At 73.0% G+C, this 24,370-nt stretch carries 15 protein-coding genes; 6 read left to right on the top strand and 9 right to left on the bottom strand.

From position 1 onward, the window contains the following. Positions 1-102: 102 nt before the first annotated feature. The gene (locus ACZ7L6_RS25055; protein WP_471927442.1) at positions 103-1,029 is read left to right on the top strand and encodes a hypothetical protein; all 927 of its coding nucleotides are present in this window, start codon (positions 103-105) and stop codon (positions 1,027-1,029) included. 370 nt (positions 1,030-1,399) lie between these two features. Here ACZ7L6_RS25055 and ACZ7L6_RS25050 read toward each other — a convergent pair whose 3' ends face one another. Further along, positions 1,400-3,655 (bottom strand): cell division protein PerM, encoded by a 2,256-nt coding sequence (locus ACZ7L6_RS25050; protein WP_471927440.1) that lies wholly within the window; start codon positions 3,653-3,655, stop codon positions 1,400-1,402. A gap of 96 nt (positions 3,656-3,751) precedes the next feature. Here ACZ7L6_RS25050 and ACZ7L6_RS25045 point away from each other — a divergent pair, with 96 nt between their 5' ends. Further along, on the top strand, positions 3,752-4,813 hold the full coding sequence (locus ACZ7L6_RS25045; RefSeq protein WP_471927438.1) for a helix-turn-helix domain-containing protein: 1,062 nt from the start codon (positions 3,752-3,754) through the stop codon (positions 4,811-4,813). A 143-nt stretch (positions 4,814-4,956) separates the two neighbouring features. On the opposite strand, the gene sucD is transcribed toward ACZ7L6_RS25045, so the two are convergent. The 7 genes from sucD to ACZ7L6_RS25010 all read right to left on the bottom strand — a co-directional run bounded on the left by sucD (position 4,957) and on the right by ACZ7L6_RS25010 (position 17,188). Next, positions 4,957-5,841: a succinate--CoA ligase subunit alpha gene (gene sucD, locus ACZ7L6_RS25040; RefSeq protein WP_471927436.1), complete on the bottom strand. Its 885-nt coding sequence runs from the start codon at positions 5,839-5,841 to the stop codon at positions 4,957-4,959. 27 nt (positions 5,842-5,868) lie between these two features. Then, complete coding sequence (sucC, locus tag ACZ7L6_RS25035; protein ID WP_471927434.1) at positions 5,869-7,050, bottom strand: ADP-forming succinate--CoA ligase subunit beta; 1,182 nt, start codon at positions 7,048-7,050, stop codon at positions 5,869-5,871. A 655-nt stretch (positions 7,051-7,705) separates the two neighbouring features. Next, positions 7,706-9,862, bottom strand: coding sequence for a hypothetical protein (locus ACZ7L6_RS25030; RefSeq protein ID WP_471927432.1), 2,157 nt, complete (start codon positions 9,860-9,862; stop codon positions 7,706-7,708). 274 nt (positions 9,863-10,136) lie between these two features. Further along, complete coding sequence (locus ACZ7L6_RS25025) at positions 10,137-11,201, bottom strand: hypothetical protein (RefSeq protein WP_471927430.1); 1,065 nt, start codon at positions 11,199-11,201, stop codon at positions 10,137-10,139. A 264-nt stretch (positions 11,202-11,465) separates the two neighbouring features. After that, complete coding sequence (locus ACZ7L6_RS25020) at positions 11,466-12,641, bottom strand: VWA domain-containing protein (RefSeq protein WP_471927428.1); 1,176 nt, start codon at positions 12,639-12,641, stop codon at positions 11,466-11,468. Between the two features lie 148 nt (positions 12,642-12,789). After that, complete coding sequence (locus tag ACZ7L6_RS25015) at positions 12,790-15,351, bottom strand: DUF5682 family protein (RefSeq protein ID WP_471927534.1); 2,562 nt, start codon at positions 15,349-15,351, stop codon at positions 12,790-12,792. 706 nt (positions 15,352-16,057) lie between these two features. Continuing rightward, positions 16,058-17,188: an ATP-binding protein gene (locus ACZ7L6_RS25010; protein ID WP_471927426.1), complete on the bottom strand. Its 1,131-nt coding sequence runs from the start codon at positions 17,186-17,188 to the stop codon at positions 16,058-16,060. 169 nt (positions 17,189-17,357) lie between these two features. Between ACZ7L6_RS25010 and ACZ7L6_RS25005 the strand changes: the two genes are divergently transcribed. Together ACZ7L6_RS25005 and ACZ7L6_RS25000 are read left to right on the top strand one after the other, a co-directional pair. Continuing rightward, positions 17,358-18,713 (top strand): SWIM zinc finger family protein, encoded by a 1,356-nt coding sequence (locus ACZ7L6_RS25005; RefSeq protein WP_471927424.1) that lies wholly within the window; start codon positions 17,358-17,360, stop codon positions 18,711-18,713. A gap of 220 nt (positions 18,714-18,933) precedes the next feature. Further along, positions 18,934-20,604, top strand: a complete 1,671-nt coding sequence (locus tag ACZ7L6_RS25000) for a DUF5691 domain-containing protein (protein WP_471927422.1) — start codon at positions 18,934-18,936, stop codon at positions 20,602-20,604. On the opposite strand, the gene ACZ7L6_RS24995 is transcribed toward ACZ7L6_RS25000, so the two are convergent. After that, on the bottom strand, positions 20,586-21,002 hold the full coding sequence (locus ACZ7L6_RS24995; protein WP_433046029.1) for a cobalamin B12-binding domain-containing protein: 417 nt from the start codon (positions 21,000-21,002) through the stop codon (positions 20,586-20,588). The genes ACZ7L6_RS25000 and ACZ7L6_RS24995 overlap by 19 nt on opposite strands. A gap of 646 nt (positions 21,003-21,648) precedes the next feature. Here ACZ7L6_RS24995 and ACZ7L6_RS24990 point away from each other — a divergent pair. Continuing rightward, positions 21,649-22,527, top strand: coding sequence for an esterase/lipase family protein (locus ACZ7L6_RS24990; protein WP_471927420.1), 879 nt, complete (start codon positions 21,649-21,651; stop codon positions 22,525-22,527). 308 nt (positions 22,528-22,835) lie between these two features. After that, on the top strand, positions 22,836-24,329 hold the full coding sequence (locus ACZ7L6_RS24985; protein WP_471927532.1) for a M23 family metallopeptidase: 1,494 nt from the start codon (positions 22,836-22,838) through the stop codon (positions 24,327-24,329). The last annotated feature ends 41 nt before the right edge of the window (positions 24,330-24,370 follow it).

Below are 24,370 nucleotides of genomic sequence, written 5' to 3'. Positions count from 1 at the left end.
CAGCTCCACGCGAGACAGCCGTGGCCGACTGTCGTAGCCGGCCGGCCCCACAGCCGTGTCAGCCGTATCCAGCCGTATCCACAAGGGGAAGACGCTCACTTGATGCCGGACCGCAGTCTGCGACTCCACATGCTCCCCCCGCAGCCGGTGCAGGGGAGGGAGCACAGCGGCATGCTGCTGCGCGAGCGCCCCGCCTCACCGCCCGACGCACCCTCGGGCGGCGAGCACGGCAACGAGCGGGCTCAGGACGACCGGGGCCGCGGTGGCCGGACTCAGGACGACCGGGGTCATGGTGGCCGGGCTCAGGGCGGATCGGGCCGTGGCGGCCAAGGACAGGACGACGACGGGCGTGGCGGCCGGGCTCAGGACGGCCGGCCGGGCCGTGGCGGCCGGGCGCGGGAGGACAACCCCTTCGCACCGCCGCCGGAGGGCACACCGGACCGTCCGTGGCAGCCGCGGCGCCCCACGGGCGAGGACGGCTCGCAGGGATCGGGCGAGGGCGGCGGCCACTCGCCCTGGGGCAGCCAGTGGAGCGACCGCCAGCCGGGCCGCTCCCCGGGCGGCTTCGGCGACCGCCCCCGCGGCGGCCAGGACGGCCCCGGCGGAGGCGGACCCGGCACGGGCCTGCGCTGGGATCCCACCGACCCCGCCCAGCGCCGCGCGCGCTACGCCCTGCTGTCCGGCATGTGGGCCTTCTTCTTCGCCCTCTTCAGCTGGCCGTACGTGGCCCTGCTGCTGGGCGCGCTGGCCCTCTACTGGGGCATCACCAGCCTCCGCACCAAGCCCCGCACCCCCGACCCGAACACCCCGGCCCCCCAGCACACGGGCCGCCCCCAGACCACGGCAGCAGTGAGCGGGCTCGTCACGGCGTCCCTCGCGCTCGCGGTGGTGGCTGCCGGGTTCACGGCGCAGGTGGTGTACAGCGACTACTACACCTGCACGAGTGACGCGCTGACCAACGAGGCCAAGCAGTCGTGCAATGAGCTTCTGCCCGAGGAGTTGCGGGGGGTTTTGGGGAACGCGGGTTGAGTAGCGGGGTCTGACGAGGAGGCGGCGGCTCCGTTCTCGGCGCCGGTCCGCGTCATTCAGCCCGTCAGGTCCGGGGGTCGAGGCCGCGCAGAGCCGTCCCTAACAACCCCCACCCACCCGCAGAGGGGCGGCCTCCTCTCGACCACCGGGCTTCACCTCACGGCACCGACGGTCACGTCCCAGCGCCGGCCCGCATCTCTCAGCCCGTCCGGCGTTTGAGGACAAGGCCCCTTCAGGGCCGATGCGGGGGTCTGGGGGCGGCAGCCCCCAGGGACCGGGGTCGAAGGGGCGGAGCCCCTGGGGGATGGGACGGGTAGGGGCGGCGGGGGCGAGGAATCCATCGGCGGCTCCGCCCTGGGCCTCCGGCCGGTCACGGCTGCGATGCCGTGTCCTCAGAGCCGTCGTCGGGGGAATCCGGCTCCTCAAGGGCGCCGGCCGCATCCGAGTCCGCAACGGCACCCACTGAATCCGCGTCCACGATGGCCGCGCCCGACGACTCCGAGTCCTCAAGGACCTCCGACGGCTCCGACACCTCTTTCATCGCTGCCCAACGCGCCGCACGGGAGGCGTCATCGTGCCAGGGCGACGCCGATGGTGACGGCGCGGACGAGGGCGAGGGCGGCGGCCCAGCCGGCGGCTCGCTGGACGGAAAGCCGTACGGCTCGAAGGTGGTGTCGTGGTCGTACTCCACGTACGGGATTTCCTCGTCGCGAGCCTCGTTCAAAGCCTCGGAGTCACCCTCCGCGACCCGAGCATCCAGATCGTCACGCCCCTGAAGCGGCACAGCCTGCTCCTGCCCCGACACCGCGTACGGCGCGTCCTGGTCGTAAACCATGCGCCCCGACCCCGATTCCGCAGCCGCCCCCTCACCCACCTCCGACTCCGCCCCCCGCGACCACCACCGGCCCACCAACGGCAACCGCTCCCGCAACCGCCGCCCACGGACAGCACCCGAGCCGTCGACACCCGAACCAGCACCCGCCCCGGCAGCCCCCACACCCGAGCCGCTCCCCCCGGTCACCCCCACCCGAGGCCTACCGATCCCGATCCCCGCCCCCTGCGCCTCGCTCACGACCCCCTCCGCCACACCCCGCCCCGCCCGGCACCGCCACGCCCGCACCACCACAGCCACCGGCACCGCCGTCACCAGAACCCACCCCAGCGTCGCCGTCCCCACCTGCCACCACACCGGCCCGAACTGCGCCAGCACCCCCACCCCCAGCGGCCCACCCGACAGCGCGGCCACCACAGCGAACACCGCCCCGCAGAGCACGGCAGCCTGCGCCGCAACCCCTGCGGTGCGCCCGCTCGACCAGACCACAACAGGAGCTTGCGCTTGCACGCGCCCGGCCCGAGACCCGTCCGCCGCAGACGCTCGCCCGCCCTTGGTCCACCCCTCCTCGGCCCCCCGCCCATCCTTGGTCCGCACTCCCTCAGTCACTCCCCCACTCCTGGACCGCGTCTCCTCGGCCCCCTGCCCACCCCTGGTCCGAAACCCCGCCCCAGCCTGCCCCGAAGCCTGCCACCCATCGCCCCAACCGCCCGCCCGAGCCACCAGACCATCCCCACCACAAACCGCCACCCGCGCCACAAACCACCCCACCACCACGCCGGCCACAACCGGCACCGCCCCAACCCCCCACTGCACCGGCCCCCCAACCCCCGCCCCCGGCACCGCCTCCAGCAACGGAAACGGCGGCAGCAACGGCGCGGGCGCCGAGGACACCGGCCCCACCACATGCCCCGCCCCGAGCACGAACCCCGGCCCAAGGGCATACGACGCCGCCCACACCGCCGCGTTCGGCACGAGCGCCGCACACAGCAGCAGCACCGCGAACCGCCCCGACCAGCCCTCCGTCAGCTGCAGAAAGGACGCCCGCGCCGCGGCCCCGTGCCACACCAGCGACCCGCCCACCAGCACCGCCCCACCCCCGACGAGCACCGCGACCCCGGCGCCCGCGGCCCGCCCGGCGACTCCGAGCCGGGCCCGCGCCGTCACGCCGGGCACCAGCCGCCGCACCCTCCTCGGCAATGCGACCAGCACCCGCTCCACCACCTCGGGCGGCCGACCGCACCCCGTCCACACCCCCACTCCCGCCGCCACGATCACGACCACCGGCACCCACACTCCGGCCCACCACCACGCCGGCCGCAGATCCCCCCGCGCGGCGTACACCGCGGCCGCCGCACCGACCCCGAGGTACCCGAGCACGACGCCCGCCCACGCCGTACGCCCCGGCACGAGCGGCGCCCCCTCACCCCCGTCCGCCGCCGTGTCCCGCGCCGCCCGGTGCACCAGCAGCACCGGCAGCACGAACAGCAGCAACGGCGTGACACCGACCGGCGCGGGGACGCCGGAGAGCGTGTCGACGCGGACCAGTTCTGCGCCGTGCGCCAGCAGCCACAGCACGGCGGCGATCTGCAACGCACTGCCCGGCCCACTGTCCGGATACGGCGAACTGACCCACAGCACCATCACCAGCACCGCGAACACACCCAGCCCCAGCCCCGCCGCCACCGCACCGGCCATGAGACTGGCGGCCAGCCCGGGCGTTCGGCCGTGCCTGCGCGTGTGCGAGGAGAACGAGGACGTTCGACGAGCGGTCGTTTCGATCACGCCCGCCATGCTCCCAACGACACGCGCTTTCCCGTCGTAACAGGCGAACCTCCGATGTGTCGCTCAATATATGTTTATGTACCTTTTCACACGGAAGGGCGCCCGGTGACGCAGACCCCTGCAACCCCGCTCCCCCCGCCCGAGGAGCGCCGACACCTGCGTGAGGCCGCTTCATTGACGCAGGCTCAGGTCGCGGCACAGGTGGGCGTCAGCCGCGAGACGGTACACGCTTGGGAGAACGGCCGTACGACACCACGCGGCCTCAGGAAGGAGGCCTACGCCCAACTGCTCAGGTCGCTCGCATCGCAGACGGCGGCTCAGGACGGGGTGATCGACGCCGAAGTGACACGACGTCAGCAGTCGACGCGTCCCCTCACCCCCGCCCAGGCCTTCGACGCGCTCTACGCCTTCTGCGCCCCCGCCCTCGTACGGCAGACCTACCTGCTCACCGGGCGCCGGGAACTCGCGCGTGAGTCGGTCGAGCGGGCCTTCCAACTCGCCTGGCAGCGTTGGCCGGAGGTGGCCTGCGACCGGGACCCGGCGGGCTGGGTGCGGGCGACGGCGTACGACTTCGCCCTCTCCCCCTGGCACCGGTTCCGCCCCCGCTACCGGCACCCCGAACCCCCGCCCGCCGACGCGTCCGACCGCGCGCTGCTGGACGTACTCCTCAACCTCACGCCGCCACAGCGCCGCGCGCTTCTCCTCTACGACGGTGTGGGCCTCGACCTGCCCGAGACGGCAGCGGAGTCGGAGGCGAGCACTCCGGCGACCGCGATGCGCCTGCTGCACGCCCGCGCCGCTGTCGCCGACCGTCTCCCGGCCCTGTCCGACCCCACCGACCTCCACCGCCGTCTGGCCGAACTGGCCTCCGCGGAGCGCTTGCGCGCGGCCAAGCCGCCGACGGTGCGTGACAGCAGCGAACGCCGGGCCCGTTTCTGGACCCGGGCGGCGATCGCGTTCACGGTGGCCCTCATCGGCACGACGGCGCTCACGCTGCGAACGGCTCCGACCCGGTACGAACCCCCCGTGTCCCCGGGGCAGACGGTGCTCGGCGTACCGCCGAAGGTGGCGCCGGGGCCGTTGTCGGAGAGGGAGGTGAAACTGCGGGAGAAGTTGCGGAAGGCTGCGGCAAGCGGCCCAGTGAGGCTTGTACCGGAGACCAGATGAGAGGTGCGGCACTCCGCCGTTGCAGCTACGGCCGTCTCCCGACCGCGGGCCCGTCGCGGTGCGCGGCCGGCGACAACGCCGTGGGCCCGCCCCCACCCCGGGGAACGGGCCCACCAACGTTCAGCTGACAGCCGTAACTACCCTCAGCCGCCGAGAATCTCGCGCGCCAGCTTCGCCGTCTCCGTCGGCGTCTTGCCGACCTTGACGCCGGCCGCCTCCAGCGCCTCCTTCTTCGCCTGGGCCGTGCCCGACGAACCGGAGACGATGGCGCCGGCGTGACCCATGGTCTTGCCCTCCGGCGCCGTGAAGCCCGCGACGTAGCCGACGACCGGCTTGGTCACGTTGTCCTTGATGAAGGCCGCGGCCCGCTCCTCGGCGTCGCCACCGATCTCACCGATCATCACGATCAGGTCGGTGTCGGGGTCGGCCTGGAACGCGGCGAGGGCGTCGATGTGCGTGGTGCCGATGATCGGGTCACCACCGATGCCGACGGCCGTGGAGAAGCCGATGTCACGCAGCTCGTACATCATCTGGTACGTCAGCGTGCCGGACTTCGAGACCAGGCCGATACGGCCCGGCTTGGTGATGTCGCCCGGGATGATGCCGACGTTCGACTGACCCGGGGTGATGATGCCGGGGCAGTTCGGGCCGATGATGCGGGTCTTGTTGCCCTTCTTGCCGGCGTACGCCCAGAAGGAGGCGGTGTCGTGCACCGCGATGCCCTCGGTGATCACGACGGCCAGCGGGATCTCGGCGTCGATGGCCTCGACGACCGCGTCCTTGGTGAACTTCTCCGGCACGAAGATGACGGAGACGTTGGCGCCGGTGGCCTCGATGGCCTCCTTGACGGTGCCGTAGACCGGAACCTCGGTGCCGTCGAAGTCCACGGTGGTGCCCGCCTTGCGCGGGTTCACGCCGCCCACGACGTTGGTGCCGTCGCCCAGCATGAGCTTGGTGTGCTTCATGCCCGTGGCACCGGTCATGCCCTGGACGATGACCTTGCTGTCCTTGTCGAGCCAGATAGCCATGGTGTGTTGTGTCCTCGTCCTGAGTGCTTACTTGGCGGCGTGGGCCAGCTCGGCGGCCTTGTCGGCCGCGCCGTCCATGGTGTCGACGCGCTGGACCAGCGGGTGGTTGGCGTCGGTGAGGATCTGCCGGCCGAGCTCGGCGTTGTTGCCGTCGAGACGGACGACGAGCGGCTTGGTGACGTTCTCGCCGCGGTCCTCGAGGAGCTTCAGGGCCTGGACGATGCCGTTGGCGACCTCGTCACAGGCGGTGATGCCACCGAAGACGTTGACGAAGACGGACTTGACGTCCGGGTCGCCGAGGATGATCTCGAGGCCGTTGGCCATGACCTGGGCGGAGGCGCCACCGCCGATGTCCAGGAAGTTGGCGGGCTTGACGCCACCGTGGTTCTCACCGGCGTACGCGACGACGTCCAGGGTGCTCATGACGAGACCGGCGCCGTTGCCGATGATGCCGACCTCGCCCTCGAGCTTGACGTAGTTGAGGCCCTTGGCCTTGGCGGCGGCCTCGAGCGGGTTGGCCGCGTCCTTGTCGTGCAGCTCTTCGTACTCGGGGTGACGGAACTCGGCGTTCTCGTCGAGCGACACCTTGCCGTCGAGCGCGATGACCTCGCCGGAGGCGACCTTCGCGAGCGGGTTGACCTCGACGAGGAGGGCGTCCGACTTGATGAAGGTGTCCCACAGCTTGATCAGGACGTTGGCGACCTTGTCGGCGACCTCGGCCGGGAACTTCGCCGCAGCGACGATCTCCTGGGCCTTGGCCTCGTCCACGCCGTCGATGGCGTCGATCGCGATCTTGGCGACGGCCTCCGGACGGGTGGCCGCCACCTCCTCGATCTCCATGCCGCCCTCGACGGAGGCGATGGAGAGGAAGGTGCGGTTGGCACGGTCGAGGAGGAAGGAGACGTAGTACTCCTCCAGGATCTCCGGGGCCGTCTCGGCGATCATCACCTTGTGGACCGTGTGGCCCTTGATGTCCATGCCGAGGATGTCGGTCGCCCGGGCGACGGCCTCGTCCGCGGTCGCGGCGAGCTTGACGCCGCCGGCCTTGCCGCGGCCGCCGACCTTCACCTGGGCCTTGACGACGGACTTGCCACCGAGACGCTCGGTGGCTGCGCGGGCCGCCTCAGGCGTGTCGATGACTTCACCGGCCAGCACCGGTACATCGTGCTTGGCGAAGAGGTCCCTCGCCTGGTACTCGAACAGGTCCACGCGCTTCCGTCCCTATCAGTGATCTCGCGGTTCGTTGGATGCGTGGGCGTGCCGCGAAGGGCAACGTGACGGTCCGCCTGTGTCACAAGGGAGGCGCACACGGTGTCCGAGCGCGCGGCATGTCCGTCTCGCAGGTTATCGCTGCTTGCAGGAGGCCCCTAAATCGAGGGTCACACCTGAGCGGTGATACCTGTCACATGATGCCGCGATCAGCAAAGATCTCTGGCACGGCGTGCCGACTGTGAGGAATCGGGAACACGCCGGACCACAACGCGGAAGGACCTCACCGGGTTGGGGTTGACCCGGTGAGGTCCTCTGAGCAGCCCGAAGGGGCACGAATGGGCCGCCCCTGTGGGCTTTGGGCGGGCGATCCCCACCCCAATGGGGATCACCCGGCCCTTCCGCGGGGTTCCGGTCGGAACGGCCGACGGCTTTCGGCCGTCCGGGGCGTCTGCCCCGCGGAGTCGGTCGGTCGCCGCGGCGGGCGCGGGGGCGCGGATGCGGTGGTGCGTGCGTCCGCGGTCGCGGATGCGGTGGTACGTGCGTCCGCGGTCGCGGATGCGAGTGGTCCTGCGTCCGCTGTGCGCCCGCCGTGGCGGCGGGTGCGTCGTACGTGGCTCCGCCGGAGGCAGCCGTACGACGCGGGGTGCTGCGGTCAGAGGTGGTACGTGCCGCCCTGGTGGAGGTCCTGCGCGTAACCCGGCGTGACCGACCGGGCGACCCCGTGCACGCCGCCGACCGCGTTGCCGGCCAGCGGGTCGGCCGAGTACTGGACCGTGCCGGTCAGGTCCTCGGCGAAGGGCGCGACCTGGCCCGCGACGCCGTGGGCGAAGGGGTCGACCTCGCCGACGACGCCGCCCGCGAAGGGCTGCACATCACCGACGACGCCGTACGCCAGCGTCGTGGCGCTGCCGCCGACGCCCTGCACGACCGGCTGGACGGCGTCCACGACCGTGTCGACGACGGGGTGCACGGTGCCGGTGACGCCGTACGCGAACGGCTGCACGTGAGCGGCGGCACCCTCGGCGAAGGAGACGGCCGGTCCGGCCACCCCGTGCACGAAGGGGTCGACCTCACCGACGACGCCGCCCGCGAAGGGCCGCACGTCGCCGGTCACGCCGTACGTCAGCGCACCCGCGTCCGCGACGGCCTGCCCGGCGACCGGCACGACACCGTGCACGGCGGTGCCGGCGACGGGCGGCAGGACCGTGCCCGTGCCGTCCGCGGCGACCTGGCCGACCAGACCGGTGGCGTACGGCGGTACGTCCGCGGCGACGCCCTGCGCGACCGGCTGCACGTCGGCGACGGCGCCGGAGGCGATGGGCCGGACGTCGGCGACGGTGCCGTAGGCGAAGTCCTGGACGTCGCCGACCGCGCCGTGGGCCACCGGCTGCACGCCCTGGACGACCCCGGCGACGACCGGCTGGACCCCCTGGACGGCACCCGCCGCGACCGGCTGGACGCCCGCGACGGCGTGGGCGGCCACGGGCTGGACGTCGTTCACGACGCCGTACGCCAGCGCCGTCGCGGCGTCGACGGTGTGACCGGCGGTCCGGGCGACCCCGGCCACGGCGCTCTGGGCGACCGGAACGACGCCGTCCACAGCCTGGCCGACGACCGGCTGCACACCGGCCACCGCGCCGCCGGCCACGGGCTGGACGCCGTCCACCGCGTTTCCGGCGACCGGGGTCACCCCGGCCACGGCGTGCGTGGCGGCGGGGGCGACACCGGCGACGGCGTGCTGGGCGGCCGGGACGACGCCCGCGACGGCGTGCCCCGCGACGGGCACCACACCGCCCACGGCCTCGGTGACGATCGGCGGGACGACCGCGTCGGCGGTCTGCTCGACGACCGGGGTGACGGTGCCGGGGACGGTGCTGACCGTGCCGACGACCTTCTGCTTGACGCCGCCGACGGTGCCGGTGACGTGGCTGGGGACGGCGGAGACGGAGGCCTCGGCGGCCGACGTGGCCGAGGTGGCCTTGCCGGTGGCGGTGGACCGCGCGTCGGCTGCCGTGCCGGTGGCCGTGGCCTGCACGTGGCTGACGGCGGCGTGGGCGACGTCCTGCGCGCCCACTCCGGTGCGGCCCGCGCCCGCGACGGCGTACTGCGCCTTCGTCCGGACGGCGCCCTCGACGCCCTGCGCCTGCGAACGCGCCGCCGCCTGGGTGCCCTGGAGCTTCGTCTGGGCGGCGGCGAGCGCCTGCTCCAGCTCGGGGGCGAAGGCGGCGAGGGGGCCGAAGAGGTAGTCGATGGCGTGGGGGAGGTGCGGGGCGTCCTGGTCCCTGACGTCGCCTGCGATGTCGGCGGCGCCCTCGGAGACCTTGGCCTGAGCCTGACCGGCGGCCTTCAGCGCCGCCTTGTCCGCGCGGGCGGCCTTGGCGCCCTGGATGACCTGGGCTGCGCCCTTGGCCTTGGGGGCCTTGGCCGCGGACGGGACCGTGAGGTCGGCGTCGACGTAGCGGCGGGCCTGGTCGGCGGTGCTGACGGGAGCCGTCTTGGCCGTGCCGACAGCCGAGCCGGCCGTGTCGGTGACCGTGTCGGCGGCGCCGTCGGTGATGCCGGAGACGGTGCCCGTCACGTCGGAGACGACACCGTCGACGGTGTCGGTGACCACGCCGAGCAGGCCCGTGGCGTCGGTGCCGTCGGCCGTGACGTTGACGTCGGCCGCGTCAGTCGCGTCGGTGGTCGTGTCCGGTACGGAGAGGGTGGATGCGGGCAACTCGTCCGCGCTGGCGGCGGTCGAGCCGAGCGCCCAGGCGCCGGTGACACCGGCGGCTATGACGATCGAACGGCGGATGTTCTTGTTCATGCGTGCGTCGGATCCCTAGATCTCGGGGCTCCGAAGGCTCCCGGAGGAACGGAGTTGGGAAAGACTCCGGGGCTTCGGACGGTTTGGGGACATTCCGGTGCCTGTTTCGGTCGCGGTCCGGGGAGTCGGGGACCAGCGGGACCGGGTACGGCTCCGGCGGCTTCCGTCCGGGGGATGTCGGGGACATCCGGGAACTGGGGGGTCCGGACGGGCGGGCAGACCTGTTTCCGCCCCCGCGCGGCAGGTCTACGGCGGGGAAGGCCGGCCTACTGGCCTATGCGGGGGAAACGGGAATGTCCCCGTGCCGGTCCTGGATCTTGTCCGACACGGTGCGCGCGGCGGCGCCGGGCACCAGCCGCAACGGCGCCCGTCGGCTCAGCGAGACGGCATGCGCGTCCCCGTGCCGTGACGTGTTGTTGTCGCCCGCCGAACGGCTGCCCAGCACACCGTCCGGGTGATCGGCCGGCGCCTGGTGGACGGGGGCGTAGCCGGAACGCGCGACGCGGTGTGCGTCGCCGGCTGCCGAGGTGCCGGCCGCCGCGGCACCGGCGACGAACCGCGGACCGTAGGTGCCGGAAGCGGCGGTGTCCGAACGGCTCTCCTCGTCGCGTACGCCACCGGCGGCGGGCGCCTCCGATCCCGGTCGCGGCGTCGAGGTGACGGGCGCGGGCAGGGTCTGGGCCGGGACGCCGGGGAGAGCCGGCGCTCCGGGAAAGTCAGGGGCCTCGGGCAGGCCGGGGATCTCGAACCCCGGCAGGCTCGGCCAGGCCGGCGACTCCGGCGCCGTCGGCAGCACCGGCAGCGCGGGCAACGACGACAGCGGCGGCGCCTCGGCCAAGTCCGCGGTCACCGACTCGACGACGTCCCCGACCGGCTCGAGGACGCGCTCACCGACGCCGCCTGTGACGGGGTCGGTCACAGGGCGGAGGACTTGGTCGCCGCTGCCGTCGGTGTTGCCGGTGTCGTTGGTCCCGGTGTTGCCGTCGGTGTTGTCCGTGTCGGAGGCGCTGTCGGTGGAGTCGTCGTCGGTGCCGTCGATGGGGTGCGTGGCCGGCGCGCTGGAGGCCGGTAGCTGCGGAGTTGCCGGGTCGGCCGGGGCTTGCGGGCCGGGCTTGCCGGGGGCCGGCACGCCGGCCTCGGCCGCGTCGGTCACCAACCGCTCGACCGACGAAGTGCCCGTGTCCAACGGCACCCCGTCCGCCGCATACGCCCGCTCCCCGCAGAGGAACCCGAGCGCGAACAGGCCGCCCACCACCAACCCCACCTGCAGCGCACGCCGTCCGGCCGCCGTGCGCAGGACGCGCAGAGCGGCTAGCGGCAAGGCGGCTGGCCAGGTCAAGGCGAGGTGGGTCCTCCCGTGCGGCGGAACGAAGTACACGTGACGAGCAACGAGTCGGCGCGACGCGGTACGGACGAGCGGAGCGCGGCGCACCGCTGAAGAGGCGTCGATCCTCGCACGCCCCTCCCGATGTCGCGCAAGCCCCCCGTTACCGATGGGTACTCATGTCCGTTTTGCTGGGCCAAGTCGGTCGTCACCAGGTCGACAAATCACCCGCGGATCCGCGCCATTGCCCTCCTCACCCCGCCTCCTCGATCTCTCTGCTCATCTGTCTCCCCTGGCGGCGTCCGGCACCGGAATCGGCCGCTTCTCGACCGCCGCCGCCATCACCTCCGGGAACAGGTCGGGCGTACAGGCGAAGGCCGGTGCGCCCAGCGCCGCCAGCGCGGCCGCGTGTTCCCGGTCGTACGCCGGCGCCCCCTCGTCCGACAGGGCGAGCAACGCAACGAACTGCACCCCGGACGCCTTCATCGCTGCGACCCGCTTGAGCATCTCGTTCCGTATGCCTCCCTCGTACAGGTCGCTGATCAGCACGACCACCGTCTCGGCGGGCCGGGTGATCTGCGACTGGCAGTACGCGAGCGCCCGGTTGATGTCCGTGCCGCCCCCGAGCTGGGTACCGAAGAGGACGTCGACCGGATCGTCCAGTTGGTCGGTGAGGTCGACGACGGATGTGTCGAAGACCACGAGCCGCGTGTTGATGGACCGCATGGACGCCAACACGGCCCCGAACACCGACGCGTACACCACCGACGCCGCCATCGACCCCGACTGGTCGATGCAGAGGACGACCTCTTTCTTCACGGACTGCGACGCCCGCCCGTACCCGATGAGCCGTTCCGGCACGATCGTCCGGTACTCCGGGAGGTAGTGCTTGAGGTTGGCCGCGATCGTGCGGTTCCAGTCGATGTCGTGGTGGCGTGGCCGGGTGACGCGGGCGCTGCGGTCCAGGGCGCCGGTGAGGGTGGCCCGGGTGCGCGTGGCGAGCCGCTTCTCCAGGTCCTCGACGACCTTGCGCACGACGGCCCGTGCCGTCTCCTTCGTGGTGTCCGGCATCGCCCTGTTGAGCGAGAGCAGCGTGCCGACGAGGTGCACGTCCGCCTCCACGGCCTCCAGCATCTCCGGCTCCAGCAGCAGCGTGGACAGACCGAGCCGGTCGATGGCGTCCCGCTGCATGACCTGGACGACGGACGACGGGAAGTACGTCCGGATGTCCCCGAGCCACCGCGCCACGGCCGGCGCCGACGCTCCCAGCCCCGCCGAACGGTCCTGCCCCGACTGTGCCTTGCCCCCCTTGCCGTAGAGAGCGGTCAGTGCCCCGTCCATCGCGGCGTCCCGGCCGGAGAGCGCACACCCGGTGCCGTCGGCGTCGTCCCCGCCCAGCACCATCCGCCACCGCCGCAGCCGCTCCCGCGCCGGATCCATCGCCTCGGTCGTCATCGGCACGCTCCCTCACGAGGCCGCTCCCACAACGGGATCACCGGCACGGTTGTCGTCGTGGGCCTGCCTTGCGCCGGGAACCCTTGCGGTTGCCCGACGGCTCCCATCGCCGCGGCCCCCGCCCTCGGTTCCCTCATTCCGTCAGTAGTCATCCCGTCGCCCCCACAAGGTTGTTCTGGCCAGGGCTGCTGTCGCCCAGGCGGTTGTCGTTGAGCTTGCGCTCGACGTCGCCTTCCCCTTGCTCAAGACCGAGGAGCAACCGCACCACCGGCACCACGGCATCCGCCCGCCCGGCGTCGAGCCCGGCGGCGAAGCCGGGTATGCCGGCGCCGCCGGCCCCCGCGCTCCCCCGCTGCCCCCGCCCCCGCCCCCGCCGGACCAGCTCCCCCAGGGTCCGCCGCACCCCCGGCTCATACGCCGAGAAAGTGCGCCTCAGCAGCGGGAGCACATCCGTGAACGCCTCCGCCGACACCCCCGTCAGCCACGCATCGACCAGCCCGAGCAACCGCTCGTCGTGCACGAGCAGCATCCCGCCGCCGGATCCCCCGCCGACGAACCCCTCGATCCACACGGCCGCGTCCGCCGGCGGCGTCCCCGGTGACAGGGCGAGCCCCATCAGCCGCGCCGCCTCGTCCTGCACCAACTCCCCGTCATCCAGGAGCAGCCGCACGGCGCGCCCCCGGATGGCGCCGGGCACGGTGTCCCGCCCGGACAGCACCCGGAGCACGCCATGCCAGCGGTGACGCAGGTCCCCTTGAGTGCGGTCCCCGGCAACGACGGCCTCGTCCCGGGCACCCCGCCCCGCCCCCACCGCGTCGCCCAGCAGACCCACCGCTCCATGCACCGCGTCCACATGCCGCCGCATCTCCTCGGCCGCGTCCGCGTCCAGGGCGGCGCAGGCCGGGGGCAGGCCGACGAAGATGCGCTCGGCGAGGCCCGCGGCAACCTCCGCGAGCGCCCCGGTGTCCGTGCCGCGTACGTCGCCGTACCGCAGGGAGCGGACCAGTGCGGGCAGGGCCTGGGCGAGGTGGCCGACGTCGGCGTCGAGGGCGGCCCGGTCGGCGAGGATCCGCATCACCGCGGGCAACGCGTCCGGCAGTTCGGCGAGCAGGCAGCGCTCGGCGAGTGCGGTGACGTCGGCGAGGCTCTGCGCGGCGACGCCGTCCGCCTCCGCCTTGGCGGTCGCCGCGGCGAACACGGTGGTCCCCCACACCCCGGCCTCCGCGACCCGCACGGACAGCTCGGGCTCCCACCGCAGCCGCCACGTCTCCCGGAACGTCCCCGTACTGCCCCGCGACGCGACCGGCTCCCCCCACCGCACGCCGAGCAGCCGCAGCCGGTGCAGCAGCCTGCTGCGATCGGCGTCGTTCTCCTTGCGCAGGTCGAGCTCCAGCTCCCGCTCCAGCGCCTCCGGCTTGAGCCGCAGCCGGCGCTGGATCCGGTCGAGGTCCCGCTGCAACGGCACGGCCGGCGCCGACTGCGGCACCTCCCCCAGCACGTCCCCCACCACGAGCCGGTCCTGCACCAGCGCCAACGGCACGTCCGAGCCCTCGCACATCACCGCCCGCACCGCGTCGGTCGTCTCGCTCAGCCCGGGCAACGGGCGCCCACGCATCGCCGCGAGCGTCTCCGCCAGCCGTACCGCCTCGATGACGTGCGCCGAGGACACGATCCGGTCCTCGTCCCGCAGCAACCCGGCCACCTTGGTCATCCACCGCTCGATGGGCCGGTCCGGCGCGCCGAAGAGGTGCCCGTACCAGCCCGGCGAGTCGATCCCCGCCCCGTATCCGCTGGCCCGGGCCAACCGGCGATACGTCCACGGCACCCAGGTCATGTCCGCCTTGACCTTGGGCAGCCCCTTCAGCAGCGCCTTGTCGGCGCCCACGGTGCTCTTCTGCCGCAGCGCGGGCACGTGCCACGCCCCGCACACGACGGCCACCTCGTCGCCGAACTCCCTCTGAGCGGCCCGAAGCTGGAGCCGCATATACGCCTCCCGCACGAGATCCCGCTCATGCCCGCCGCTCCCGTACGCCTCCCGCAACGCCCCCATGGCCTCCTCGAGCCCGAGAAACGGCACGAACGCATCCCCGTCCCCCACGCCCCGGTGCTCGACGACGTCCTCCCACCAGCGCTCGGGGTCGTCGTAGCCGGCGGTTTCGGCGAGCACGGCGAGAGGGTCGAGCCGGACGTCGGCACGAGGATCGCTCTCGTCCGGCCTGTCCCTTTCGGCCGAGCCCGGTGCGGGCACAAGGCCTCCCGCCCCATCGGCGTCAGCCGGCTCGCCGTCCTGGACGCCGCCCTCGGCCCCCGGCTGAGCCTCGGCATCCGGCTCGCGCCTGTCACCCGACTCCGCATCGAGCGCGGCCTCATCCTGCTTTCCCCACGCCAGCGTGTGCGTGGCCGGCAGATCGATGAAGCGGGCCGGGACGCCATGTTCCAGAGCCCAGCGGATCGCGACCCACTCCGGGGAGAACTCGGCCAGCGGCCAGAAGGCCGAGCGTCCGGGCTCGTCCACGGCGTGGGCGAGGAGGGCGACCGGCGGCCGCATGGCCTCGTCGGCGGCGAGCTGGATCAGGGCATCGGCCTCGGGCGGTCCTTCGATCAGCACGGTGCGCGGCCGGGCCGCGTCCAGCGCCGCCCGCACGGCCCGCGCCGACCCCGGCCCGTGGTGCCGTACGCCGAGCAGCAGCGGGCCCGGGGGCTTCGGCATCGGGCCGGGCGCGGCCGAGGCGCCCGCCTGCGCCCGTGCATCACCCAGTGGACGGGCGCCCGTCTCCGAGTCGCCGCTCCCCGCCCTGTCAACGCCTGTCACACCGAACCCCCTCGCCTCCGCGGTTACCACGTGTCCTCATCGCACGCCCTCCCGAGCCCGACCTCGCAGTGCCACACGGCCACAGACCGCACCACCGGCCCGCCGCTTACCGACTCGCCTTCGCATCCACGGCCCACGCCGCTCCGCACCACCTGGCCGCGCCCTGCCCCCGTCCACCGAACCGCCCCAGTCAGAACGTCCGTTGACGTCCTTCACGGGCCGGCCCAGTCAAGACCGCCACTGACGCCCCGCACCGGCACTCCCGTCATGACCACCACGGTCGCGCGTGAATTTCACGCCGCCGACCCGACCCGGACGCCAGCACCAGCCCTCCGGTCCCGAGCGCCACGGACGCCCCGCACCGGCCCTCCGGTCCCGAGCGCCACGGACGCCCCGCACCGGCCTTCCGGTCAGGACCACCACGGATGCCCCGCACCGGCCCTCCGGCCAGGACCGCCCTGGCGTCGCTCACCGGCCGCCCACGCCGCCTCGTCCACTCAAGGTCGCGGCACCGCCCCCGTAAGGCGCCCGGTCACGGACACGCCCGGCTTGGATCCCCCCGTCTTGGACCCGCCATTGGGACGGCCCCACCCCAGGTCGTCGTTCACGCGCTCACCTCCCGGCACGCCCGGTAGAAGTCCGTCCAGCCGTCCCGCTCGCGCACGACCGCCTCCAGGTACTCCTGCCAGATGACCCGGTCGGCCGCCGGATCGCGGACGACGGCGCCGAGGATGCCCGCGGCGACGTCGCCGGGCCGCAGCACCCCGTCGCCGAAGTGGGCGGCCAGAGCGAGGCCGTTGGTGACTACGGAGATCGCCTCGGCCGTCGACAGCGTGCCGCTCGGCGACTTCACCTTGGTGCGGCCGTCGGACGTCACCCCGTCACGCAGCTCACGGAAGACGGTCACCACGCGGCGGATCTCGTCGATGCCGTCGGGCGCGGCCGGCAGGTCGAGGGAGCGCCCGATCTGGTCGACCCGCCGGGAGACGATGTCCACCTCCGCCTCGACGCTCTCCGGCAGCGGCAGCACGACCGTGTTGAAGCGGCGGCGCAGGGCGCTGGAGAGGTCGTTGACGCCGCGGTCGCGGTCGTTGGCCGTGGCGATGAGGTTGAAGCCACGGACGGCCTGCACCTCCTGCCCCAACTCCGGTATCGGCAGTGTCTTCTCCGACAGGACCGTGATCAGTGTGTCCTGAACGTCGGCCGGAATACGGGTCAGCTCCTCGACCCGGGCGGTCATCCCCTCCGCCATGGCCCGCATGACCGGGCTGGGCACGAGGGCGTCCCGGCTCGGCCCGTGCGCGAGCAACTGCGCGTAGTTCCAGCCGTACCGGATCGCCTCCTCGGGCGTGCCCGCCGTGCCCTGCACCAGCAGTGTCGAGTCGCCGCTGACGGCGGCGGCCAGGTGCTCGGAGACCCAGGTCTTCGCGGTCCCGGGCACGCCGAGCAGGAGCAGGGCCCGGTCGGTGGCGAGGGTGGTGACGGCGACCTCGACGATGCGGCGCGGCCCCACGTACTTCGGCGTGATCACGGTCCCGTCGGGAAGCGTGCCGCCGAGCAGATACGTGGCCACGGCCCACGGCGACAGCTTCCAGCGGGCCGGGCGCGGACGGTCGTCCTGCGCGGCCAGTGAGGCCAGTTCATGGGCGAAGGCGTCCTCGGCGTGCGGTCGCAACGCCGCGGACGGCTCCGTCTCCCCTGCTTCGACGGACGTCGGTTCTACGGACACAGGCATGGCAAAGTCCCCCTCCAGCTCGGCCGGTTCAGCCGCCGTTTCGGATCTGGCATCCACGTTGCACCACGCCACTGACAATGCGTTCCGACCTGCGCAAACGCGCTCGCAGAGCCGCTCGCGGGTTCTCCGCCCCGGCCGATTGTCAGTGGTGGGATCTACCTTCGATGGCATGACTCAGCAGGGGGTGCGCTGGACCGCGGACCAGGTGCTGGCACTGGCGCCTGACGCCGCGTCACGCAAAGCGGGAAGCAAACTCGGAGCGGCGGGGCCGTGGTCCGAGGCGGGGAGTTCCGACGAGGGGACGGTGTGGGGGCTGTGCAAGGGCAGTGGCAGCAAGCCGTATCAGACGGTCATCGACATCGCGGACGCGTCCGGCCCCGCGTACAAGTGCAGTTGTCCGAGCCGGAAGTTCCCGTGCAAGCACGCCCTCGGGCTGCTGCTGCTCTGGGCGGGCGGAGAGGGTGCGGTGCCGCCCGGGCCGCCGCCGGACTGGGCGGAGCAGTGGATAAAGGGGAGAAGGCAGCGCGCGGAGGAGAAGCGGACCGCGGGCGCGTCCGGTTCCTCGTCGGGGACCGGTGACCCGGAGGCGGCGCGGCGCAGGGCGGAGCGCCGGGCCGTGCGGGTCACCGCGGGGGCGACGGAGCTGGAGCAGCGTTTGACGGACCTGCTGCGCGGCGGCCTGGCCGGCGCGGAACAGGCGGGGTACGGCCTGTGGGAGGAGACGGCGGCCCGCATGGTCGACGCCCAGGCGCCCGGACTGGCCGCCCGGGTACGGGAACTGGGTGCGATCCCGGCATCGGGACCCGGCTGGCCGGTGCGCCTGCTGGAGGAGTGCGCCCTTCTCCACCTCCTCGACCAGGGCTGGCTGCGCCGCGAGCGGCTGCCCGACGGCCTCGCGGACACGGTCCGCTCGCGCATCGGCCTGCCCGCCTCGGCGGACGGCCCGCCCGTGCGGGACCGCTGGCTGGTCCTCGCCCAGTACGACACGGCCGACGTGAAACTGACGACGCGCCGGATATGGCTGTACGGCGCCGACTCGGGCCGTACCGCGCTGCTCCTCTCTTATGGGGCGGCCGGACGGGCACCCGAGCTCGCCCTGCCTGTCGGTCTGACCCTGGAGGCGGAGGTGTCGGCGTATCCGGGCGCCGGACAGCTGCGGGCTGCCCTGGGCGAGCAGTTCGCACCGCCCGCTCCGTCGGCGATACGCCCGCCGGGCGTGACGACGGCCGAGGCCACGGCCCGTTACGGCGAGGCGCTCCGCGACGATCCATGGCTGGACTCCGTCCCGGTGACCCTGGACCGGGTCGTACCGGCCCCGGACGGCGACTCGTGGCAGCTGGCGGACGCCGACGCCGACACGGCCCTGCCGCTCACCCCAGCCGCCCGAGCCCGCCCGGGCCTGTGGCGCCTGGTCGCGCTGTCGGGCGGCGCCCCGATCAAGGTGTTCGGGGAGTGCGGCCACCGCGGCTTCACCCCGTTGACGGCCTGGCCGGCGGGCGCGGGCGAGGCGGTGCAGCTGTGCTGACCGGCACGATCGTCGCGGCAGCCGTGCGGCACCTGCCGCCCGACGCCCAGCGCCCTGGCGGCACGCCCATCCGTCACGCCGGCCACCCGACCCAGACACCCCTTCACCCACTCCACGACACCCGGCACGAAGGCAGAGCAGGCAAAGAAGGCAGAGAAGGCCCACACGGCATCGACGGCGCAGGCACAGACGGCACAGAAGACAGAGAGGAAGGACCATCATGAACAGGCCCTCCGTTCCTGTGGATTCGCCGACGCCGAGCACCTGGGAGGAACTCGTCACAGCCGCCCTGCTCGGCACGGACCGGCGCACGCCCCCGGGCTGCGAGCCGGGCCGGGAGGCGCCCGCGGCGCTGCTGGACGCGGCGGCCGTGGAGACCGTACGGCGGCGGGCGGGGCTTCGGCCGGCGCGGGCGGCGCAGCGGCCGCAGCCGGCTCCCGAGGATCCGCGTCCCGCGCTGCCCCCGGCAGCGGCCCGCAGGCTGGCGATGCTGCTGGCCGACCGTGCGGGCGCGGCCGGTGGCGGCCGCAGAGGCACGGCACCGGACCTCATGGAGCTGCTCCCCCAGTGGCTCGCGACGGCGAACGACCGCGGTTTCGCGCCACCCCCTCAGGCGCTTCCCGCGCTGCTGGACGCGGCGCGGGGGCGTACGGATCTACGGCCTGCGGCGCTGACGTTCGCGGGCCCACGGGCGGTGTGGCTCGCCCGGCTGAACCCGGACTGGCGCTTCGCCCTGCGCGCGGCACCGGGCGGCGGCGCGGCGCTGCCGCACCTCGAGGACGCGGCCGGGGTTCAAGCGCTTTGGCAGGAGGGGTTGTTCGCCGAGCGGGTCGCGCTGCTCTCCGCGATACGGGCGCGTGAGCCCGCCGCCGCGCGCGAGCTGCTGGCCTCCACGTGGGCGACGGAGCGGGCCGAGGACCGGCTGATGTTCCTCGACTCGCTGCGGACGGGGCTGGGTCCGCCGGACGAGCCGTTCCTGGAGCAGGCGCTGGCCGACCGGAGCCGTAATGTCCGGGCTACGGCGGCGGAGTTGCTGTCGGCGCTGCCGGGTTCGGCGCTGGCTGCGCGGATGGCGGCGCGCGCCGGGGCGTGCGTGGCGCTGGACCACACGCAGCAGACGCCGACGATCAGTGTCGAGGCCCCGCACGAGTGCGATGCGGGCATGGAACGCGACGGGGTCGTGCCCAAGGCTCCGGCAGGGCGGGGTGAACGGTCCTGGTGGTTCGGCCAGTTGGTGGAGTCGGCACCGCTGGGTGCGTGGCCGGGGCGGCTCGGGGGGCGTACGCCTCGGGAGATCGTGGAGCTTCCGGTGGCGGACGGCTGGCAGAGCGAGCTGCACGCGGCCTGGTGCCGGGCGGCGGTACGGCAGCGGGACGCCGAGTGGGCGCGGGCGCTCCTCGGGTCACCCTCGGCACCCGAGGCCGGCGGCCCGGGCGCGGTGTCCCTGGCCGAGCGGGCGAAGCTGCTCGGCACGCTGGGCTCGGCCGAACGGGCCGAGTGGGTCGCCGGGTTCATCGGGACGCACGGTCTGTCCGAGGCGTTTCAGCTGCTCGGGGTGTGCGCGGTGCCGTGGGCGGCGCCGCTCGGGCGCGCGGTGGTCGACGCGCTCAACATCGCGCGGGACGCGGGGAGTTATCCATGGAGTTTCAGTGGCGTGATGGGCCTGGCCGAGCGCTGCCTCGACCCGGCCGAGGCGGGCCGCCTCGACGGCCTGCTGGCGGTACCGGACGAACCGGAGGACGCGTCACCGGGAGCAGGCTGGTACTGGGCGGAGGCTTTCCAGCGCCTCGTCACGACGTTGCGGTTGCGGGCGGCCATGATCGAGGAGCTGGAGCCGGCGCTCACCCCGGCCCACCCGCACCGCACGACGGTCTATGCTCCCGCCGGCTGACGGACGTTCGCCCGCACCCAGTCCACGATCGCCTGCGTCGTCGCCCCAGGCGTGAAGATCTCGGCGACGCCCTTCTCCTTCAGCGGCGGAATATCCGCTTCCGGAATGATTCCGCCACCGAAGACCAGAATGTCCTCCGCGTCCCGCTCCTTGAGGAGGTCGATCACCGCGGCGAAAAGGGTGTTGTGGGCTCCGGAGAGGATCGACAGGCCGATCGCGTCGGCGTCCTCCTGGATCGCGGTGTCGACGATCTGCTCGGGTGTCTGGTGGAGCCCGGTGTAGATGACCTCCATACCGGCGTCACGCAGCGCCCGCGCGATCACCTTGGCTCCCCGATCGTGGCCGTCGAGCCCCGGCTTGGCCACCACCACGCGGATCGGACCGGCTGCCACACCCATCACTGCCTCCATGAAGCGACTACATCCATCCGTACCGACAAGTACTGCCCATATACGAGTTATGCCGCACACGGCGCACATGTCATACATGGTGCGCGTATCGCGCGTTTCCGCCGCTCACCGCGCCGGACGCGCCTCCACGGCACGGACGCCCGGGCCACACCGCCCGGGGAAGTGAACGAACGTTATCTCCAGCATCCCGCAACCGGCAGTTTCGCGGTGCAGACCGAGGGGGAAATCACACGGTGGGACACGTTCGCCGCGCACCGTCCGACATCACTGCGGCACACGGGCCGCAGCACCTGCGGTACACGCGTCGCAGCGGGACCACGCGCAACGGGAGCCGCAACGAGGTCGCCGCACCACCGCGCCACAGGGCCGCGAGACGTGGTGGTGCGGCGCATCGACGGTGGTACGAAGGGCACGTAGGACAGGTAAGGCACGACAGCGGGGAGCCTCGTCGCCACACCGGCAGGGAGCCTCGTCGGGTCACCGGCGCACCACGGCCGACCGGGCCGACTCGCGTCACGTGCCTCGCCTGCCCCATACACCCTCCGCTAGCCCCGCCGACCACCTCCGCCGCGACTTCCCACGAGGGCACACGGGGGCCGGAGCCGTCCTCCTGCGTGCCGCAAGGAGGTCGGCCATGAAGGTCACCGGGGCAGCACTCCCCTTTCTCCCGCTCTGCCGGCGCCTGCTCCCAAGCAGGCTCGCCGGTCTCTCCCTGGCCCTGCTGAAGGCGACCGCCCTGGAGATCGCGATCCTCGCCGGACATCTGCTCCTCTATCCCTCCGGCATCACCCAGGAACGCCGGCCCACCCCCAAGCTGCCCGCGCAGGGCTCCCCGGAGGCCCGGAGCACCACCCAGCTGCCGACGGAGACCAGCCCGCCGGTCGTCCTGCTGCACGGCTTCATAGACAACCGCTCGGTCTTCGTCCTGCTGCGCCGCAGCCTCGCCCAGCACGGCAGGCACCAGATCGAGTCGCTCAACTACTCTCCGCTGACCTGCGACATCCGCACCGCGGCCGAGCTGCTCGGCCGGCACATAGAGGAGATCTGCGAGCGCACCGGGAGCCGGCAGGTCGACGTCGTCGGCCACAGCCTCGGCGGGCTCATAGCGCGTTACTACGCGCAGTGCCTCGGTGGCGACCTCAGGGTCCGCATGCTCGTCACGCTCGGCACGCCGCACTCCGGCACCAGTGTCGTCCCGCTGGCGAACGCGCACCCGATCGTCCGTCAGATGCGCCCCGGTTCAGCGGTCCTCGAGGAGCTGGCCCGCCCCGCACCCGGCTGCCGTACGCACTTCGTGAGCTTCTGGAGCGACCTCGACCACCTGATGGATCCGCTGGAGACGGCCTGCATCGACCACCCGGACCTGATGGCGCAGAACATCCGCGTGAGCGGCATCGGCCACCTCGCCCTGCCGGTGCACCCCGCCGTGGCGACCGGAATACGGCAGGCCCTGGACACAGCCATGGCAGGAACGGAAGCCGCCACCCAGGCCGACGGTCTCACCGTGGCGTGACCGCCACCCCTCGCCGGCCCCGCCGACGCTGCCCCAGCGACACCTTCCGCATCCGCCTCAACACCTGAATCACACCCGCCGCACAGCCTCGGGACAGCCGAGCGACATCGAACAACCTTCGAACACAAGGCCAAACTCGCGCCCGCAGTCCGCCAAAACACGGCCGAATGCCCGTTTCCTGCGCGCGCGAAACCTGCCGAAGATTGTCGCGCCCGCATACCGCCGGGTACAGTCGCCGCACTGCTCTGGCAGCCCCTGTTGTCGAGGCGAGAGAGAAGTTGGTGAACGATCGTCACCCGTCGGGGACCATGACCTCCCCGGCTCCGGCTTCCGATGCCGCCTCGGCGCACTACGCGTCGTACGGCGCCCAGGAAGCCCACTACGGTGACTCCACCACGTACGGCACGTACGGCACCACCGGTTTCGACGCCGCCGGCCACTCCACCACGACCTTCGACGCGGACCCCCTGTTCGGCTGTCTCCCCGGCGAGAGCACGGGCGCGTACGACGCCACGCAGTGGTCCACGGGCAGCCACCAGACGCTGAACTACGACGCCTACGCGGCCCAGCACCACGCCGCCTACGACACCGGCGCGTACGACACCACCGCCTGGGCAGTCGATCACCAGCAGCTGCCCTTCGTCCCGCACCAGGCCACCGGCCACGACGCCTCCGGGCAGTGGGACGCGAGCGCCTGGGTCCAGCCCGACCAGTCCGGCGCCCCGGCCGACCAGACCCAGCACTGGGAATGGGGCACGCAGACCTTCGAGACGGGCACGTACGACGCCACGCAGTGGAACGCCGACGGCGGCACCGCGCAGACGGCCGCAGAGTACGAGCAGTCAGCAGAATCCTTCGATCAGCAGGCGACCGCGCACTTCGAGCAGATCGAGCACCACGCCGCCACCGGCTACGACGACCCTGCGACCGGCTACGACCACGCCGCGCAGGGCGACACCGACCTGAGCGCCACCGGTGAACTCCCCGAAGCGGCCCCGCTCCTGGACGACCAGGAAGAGGCCACCCCGGCCCCCTCCCCCTCCCCGCGAGCCGCCTCCCGCAGCGGGTCCCGCTCCCGCCGCCGTACGCCTCCCAAGCGCTCGGCGCTGCTGACGGTCGCCGTGCCCTCGGCGTGTGTGATGGGCGTCGCGGGGATCGCCGCCGCCTCCGTCGGCACCCTGACCGGCGACAAGGACACGTCGACGACGGCCTCGGACGGCGAGGCCGTGAAGCCGTCCACCGCGAACAACAAGCTGGACGCCCAGCTCGAGACCCTCGCCGCCGGCGCCGACGACTTCGCCGACCGGGCCAGCCGTACGCAGGAACGCATCGACCTCAAGGCTCAGCAGGCGGCCGAGAAGCGGAAGGCCGCCGAAGAGGCGGCCCGCAAGGAGCGGCTGCGCCCGAAGTTCGCGATTCCGGTCCTGAACCACGGCCTCAGCGCCTACTTCGGCCAGTCCGGCATCAACTGGATGTCCGTGCACACCGGGATCGACTTCCCCGTCTCGTACGGCACGACGGTGATGGCCGCGACCGACGGCACCGTCCGCACGCAGTGGAACAGCGCCTACGGCAACATGATGATCGTGACCGCGAAGGACGGCACGGAGACGTGGTACTGCCACCTCTCCAGCTACCGCGTCGCCTCCGGTACGACGGTGAAGGCCGGCGACCCCATCGCGTACTCCGGCAACTCCGGCAACTCCACCGGCCCGCACCTGCACTTCGAGGTCCGGCCGGGCGGCGGTTCGGCGATAGACCCGCTCTCCTGGCTGCGCAGCCACGGCCTGGACCCGACGTAAGGCAGCGCACGCGACTCACCCTGTGAACCCCCGCCCTTCCA

The sequence above is a fragment of the Streptomyces sp. NPDC107522 genome (genome assembly GCF_055657525.1).
This window is presented reverse-complemented; position numbering and strand designations above follow the sequence as displayed.

Excerpts from the sequence above, each read along its gene's own strand:
- ACZ7L6_RS24990 (WP_471927420.1), top strand. The coding sequence starts at position 21,649 with ATGAAGGTCACCGGGGCAGCACTCCCCTTTCTCCCGCTCTGCCGGCGC.
- ACZ7L6_RS25000 (WP_471927422.1), top strand. The coding sequence starts at position 18,934 with ATGAACAGGCCCTCCGTTCCTGTGGATTCGCCGACGCCGAGCACCTGG.
- ACZ7L6_RS25030 (WP_471927432.1), bottom strand. The coding sequence starts at position 9,862 with ATGAACAAGAACATCCGCCGTTCGATCGTCATAGCCGCCGGTGTCACC.
- ACZ7L6_RS25005 (WP_471927424.1), top strand. The coding sequence starts at position 17,358 with ATGACTCAGCAGGGGGTGCGCTGGACCGCGGACCAGGTGCTGGCACTG.
- ACZ7L6_RS25010 (WP_471927426.1), bottom strand. The coding sequence starts at position 17,188 with ATGCCTGTGTCCGTAGAACCGACGTCCGTCGAAGCAGGGGAGACGGAG.
- ACZ7L6_RS25020 (WP_471927428.1), bottom strand. The coding sequence starts at position 12,641 with ATGACGACCGAGGCGATGGATCCGGCGCGGGAGCGGCTGCGGCGGTGG.
- ACZ7L6_RS25015 (WP_471927534.1), bottom strand. The coding sequence starts at position 15,351 with ATGCCGAAGCCCCCGGGCCCGCTGCTGCTCGGCGTACGGCACCACGGG.
- ACZ7L6_RS24985 (WP_471927532.1), top strand. The coding sequence starts at position 22,836 with ATGACCTCCCCGGCTCCGGCTTCCGATGCCGCCTCGGCGCACTACGCG.
- ACZ7L6_RS24995 (WP_433046029.1), bottom strand. The coding sequence starts at position 21,002 with ATGGGTGTGGCAGCCGGTCCGATCCGCGTGGTGGTGGCCAAGCCGGGG.
- sucD (WP_471927436.1), bottom strand. The coding sequence starts at position 5,841 with ATGGCTATCTGGCTCGACAAGGACAGCAAGGTCATCGTCCAGGGCATG.
- ACZ7L6_RS25055 (WP_471927442.1), top strand. The coding sequence starts at position 103 with ATGCCGGACCGCAGTCTGCGACTCCACATGCTCCCCCCGCAGCCGGTG.
- ACZ7L6_RS25050 (WP_471927440.1), bottom strand. The coding sequence starts at position 3,655 with ATGGCGGGCGTGATCGAAACGACCGCTCGTCGAACGTCCTCGTTCTCC.